Source organism: Mycobacterium sp. (assembly GCF_035653355.1).
Classification (GTDB): Bacteria; Actinomycetota; Actinomycetes; order Mycobacteriales; family Mycobacteriaceae; genus Mycobacterium.
Genome location: NZ_DASRBZ010000439.1, coordinates 1 through 3,651 on the forward strand (window position 1 = coordinate 1; position 3,651 = coordinate 3,651).

At 64.3% G+C, this 3,651-nt stretch carries 4 protein-coding genes; all 4 read right to left on the reverse strand.

From position 1 onward, the window contains the following. A partial coding sequence (gene nuoF / locus VFA16_RS15085; protein ID WP_414687731.1) for an NADH-quinone oxidoreductase subunit NuoF occupies window positions 1–1,216 on the reverse strand: 1,216 nt, incomplete at its 3' end. Next, window positions 1,216–1,977, reverse strand: coding sequence for an NADH-quinone oxidoreductase subunit NuoE (gene nuoE, locus VFA16_RS15090; RefSeq protein ID WP_324968597.1), 762 nt, complete (start codon window positions 1,975–1,977; stop codon window positions 1,216–1,218). The genes nuoE and nuoF, both read right to left, overlap by 1 nt. Then, window positions 1,974–3,275 (reverse strand): NADH dehydrogenase (quinone) subunit D, encoded by a 1,302-nt coding sequence (nuoD, locus tag VFA16_RS15095; protein ID WP_324968598.1) that lies wholly within the window; start codon window positions 3,273–3,275, stop codon window positions 1,974–1,976. Before nuoD ends, nuoE begins: the two co-directional genes overlap by 4 nt. Next, window positions 3,275–3,651, reverse strand: a 377-nt coding sequence (locus VFA16_RS15100) for an NADH-quinone oxidoreductase subunit C (RefSeq protein WP_324968599.1), incomplete at its 5' end; no start/stop codon positions are given. The genes nuoD and VFA16_RS15100, both read right to left, overlap by 1 nt.

Sequence of the window (3,651 nt, forward strand, 5' to 3'; positions counted from 1 at the left end):
TCACCGGACTAGCCGCGCCATCACCCAACGCGCAGAACGACTTTCCCAAAATCGTGTCGGAGATGTCCGACAATTTGTCCAAGTCTTCGTGGGTGCCCTTGCCGGTTTCGAGTCGCTCGTAGATCTGCTCCAGCCAGTAGGTGCCTTCCCGGCATGGCGTGCATTTGCCGCAGGATTCGTGTTGGTAGAACTCCGTCCAGCGGCGCACCGCACGCACCACACAGGTGGTCTCGTCGAAAATCTCTAGCGCCTTGGTGCCCAGCATGGAGCCGGCCTCCCCCATGCCCTCGTAATCCAGTGGCACATCGAGATGATCGTCGGTGAGCAGCGGCGTCGACGATCCGCCGGGTGTCCAAAACTTCAGGCGGTGCCCGGACCGCACGCCGCCGGCGTAGCCGAGCAGCTCACGCAGCGTGATGCCCAGAGGCGCCTCGTACTGACCGGGGCGAGTCACATGACCCGACAGCGAATACAGCGTAAAGCCGGGCGATTTCTCGGTGCCCATCGACCGGAACCAGTCGACACCGTGGAGGACGATCGGTGGCACGCTGGCGATGGTTTCGACGTTGTTGATCACCGTCGGGCACGCATAGAGCCCGGACACTGCCGGAAACGGTGGCCGCAGCCGAGGCTGGCCGCGCCGGCCCTCCAGCGAGTCCAAAAGCGCGGTCTCCTCGCCGCAGATGTAGGCGCCCGCGCCGGCGTGCACCACCATCTCCAGGTTGTAGCCGGAACCGGCGATGTCGCGGCCCAAGAACCCGGCCGCGTATGCCTCGGCCACGGCATTCTGTAGCCGGCGCAACACCGGAACTACTTCACCGCGCACGTAGATGAAGGCGTGGCTGGCCCGAATCGCATACGCCGCAATGATGCTGCCTTCGATCAACACGTGCGGGGTGGTGAACATCAGCGGGATGTCTTTGCACGTGCCGGGCTCGGATTCGTCGGCGTTTACCACCAGATAGTGCGGCTTGGCCGCCGGACCTTCGTCGCCTTGCGGGATGAACGACCACTTCGTCCCGGTCGAAAAACCGGCGCCGCCTCGGCCCCGCAGACCGGAGTCCTTGACGGTTTGCAGCACCGCGTCGGGTTCCATGTCGAGCGCTTTCTGCAGGGCCCGGTAGCCGTTGTGGCGGCGGTAGGTCTCCAGCGTCCACGACTGCGGGTCGTCCCAATAGCGGGTGAGGACCGGGGTCAACGGCGTTGAAATAGCCATCAGCGGCCGTCCCTGGAAGGCGGTAATGGGGCCTGCATGTCGTTTTCCTTCGCCACTCGCAGACCGGCCAAGGTGGCGTCGCCTGCACCGCCCTGCCCCTCGTCGGGACGTTGGTCGGGAAACCCGGCCAGGATGCGTTCGGTTTGCCGAAAGGGGCAGAGCGGAGCGCCGCGAGTGGGCCTCGGCAGTTTCCCGGAGCGCAGCGCGTCGACGAGTTCGCGCGCCGACTCCGGTGTCTGGTTGTCGAAAAACTCCCAGTTGACCATGACCACCGGCGCGTAATCGCATGCGGCGTTGCATTCCACATGCTGCAAGGTGATCTTGCCGTCCGGCGTGGTCTGGTCGTTGCGGACGCCGAGATGGTTCACCAGAGTCTCGAAGATGGCGTCGCCGCCCATGATCGCGCACAAGGTGTTGGTACACACCCCGACCAGGTAGTCGCCGGTGGGCCCGCGACGATACATCGAGTAAAAGCTCGCCACTGCGGCGACTTCCGCGCCAGTGAGCCCCAGCTGCTCGCCGCAGAATTCCAAACCCGCCGGGGTGAGGTAGGAGTCCTCTGACTGCACCAGGTGCAGCAGCGGCAAAATTGCCGAACGGGGATTCGGGTAGCGGCCGATGATCTCCTTGGCGTCGACCTCCAGCCGTGCCTTGACTTCTGGCGGATACGACTCCGGTGCGCCTTCGACGACGAACTGCCCGGGCTCTTCGGGTGGAGGGCCCAGGTGGAGGAACACCGGCTCGCCTTGCGGGCCGGTCACCGGTCGACCCCACCCATCACCGGGTCGATGCTGGCGACCGCAGCGATCACGTCGGCGACCATGCCGCCCTCGCACATCGCGGCGACCGCCTGCAGGTTGGTGAACGACGGATCGCGGTAGTGCACCCGGTAGGGGCGGGTGCCGCCGTCACTGACCATGTGCACGCCCAGCTCACCACGCGGCGACTCCACCGCGACGTAGACCTGGCCCGGCGGCACGCGGATGCCCTCGGTCACCAGCTTGAAGTGGTGGATCAGCGCTTCCATCGAGCTGCCCATGATCTTGGCGATGTGTTCCGGCGAATTGCCCAGCCCGTCGGGGCCGACTTTGAGATCCGCGGGCCAGGCGATCTTGCGGTCCTCGACCATGATCGGGCCGGGCTTCAACTTATCGAGGCACTGCTCGATGATCTTCAACGACTCGTGCATCTCTTTGACGCGAATGATGTAGCGCCCGTAGGCGTCACAACCGTCGTCGGTGATGACGTCAAACTCGTAGTTCTCATATCCGCAATACGGTTCGGCGCGACGCAGGTCGTAAGCCAACCCGGTGGAGCGGAGGATCGGCCCAGTGATACCCAGCGCCATGCACCCGGCCAGGTCCAGGTAGCCGATGCCTTGAGTGCGGGCCTTCCAGATGTAGTTCTCGTTGAGCAGGTCCTCCAGGTCGCGCAGCCGACGCGGCATCAGGTCCAGGAACTTGCGGATCTCGGCAACCGCGTTGTCCGGCAGATCTTGGGCCAGCCCGCCGGGGCGGATGTAGGCGTGGTTCATCCGCAATCCGGTGATCAGCTCGAACAGGTTGAGCACCAGTTCACGTTCCCGGAAGCCGAGGAACATTGCGGTCATCGCGCCCAGTTCCATGCCGCCGGTCGCCAATGCAACCAGGTGTGACGAGATCCGGTTGAGCTCCATCATCATCACCCGGATGACGTTGACGCGCTCCGGGATCTGGTCGGTGATGCCGAGTAGTTTCTCCACACCCAGGCAGTAGGCGGTTTCGTTGAAAAACGGTGACAGGTAATCCATTCGGGTCACGAAGGTGACGCCCTGGGTCCAGTAACGGTATTCCAGGTTCTTCTCGATCCCGGTGTGCAGGTAACCGATTCCGCAGCGGGCCTCGGTGACGGTTTCGCCCTCGATTTCAAGGATCAGCCGCAGCACGCCGTGTGTGGAGGGGTGCTGGGGTCCCATGTTGACGACGATGCGGTCGCCGGGGTCTCCGTCGCGGGCCGCCTGGACAACCTCTTCCCAATCCTGGCCGCCGGCCATCAATACCGTCTCGGTCGGTTCGCTCATCAGTTGTAGGCTCTCCGTTCGTCGGGCGGGGGGATCTTCGCGCCCTTGTACTCCACCGGGATGCCGCCGAGCGGGTAGTCCTTGCGTTGCGGATGCCCGTGCCAGTCGTCAGGCATCTCGATGCGGGTCAGCGAGGGGTGGCCGTCGAAGATGATTCCGAAGAAGTCGTAGGTCTCGCGCTCGTGCCAGTCGTTGGTCGGGTAGATGGGGAACAGCGACGGAATATGCGGATCATCATCGGGCGCAGCGACTTCCAGCCGCACGCGGCGGTTGTGGGTGATCGACCGCAACTGGTACACCGCATGCAATTCGCGGCCCGTTTCGTGCGGGTAGTGCACACCGCTGACACCGAGGTTCAGTTCGAAGCGCAGCGCCG

Excerpts from the sequence above, each read along its gene's own strand:
- nuoD (WP_324968598.1), bottom strand. The coding sequence starts at position 3,275 with ATGAGCGAACCGACCGAGACGGTATTGATGGCCGGCGGCCAGGATTGG.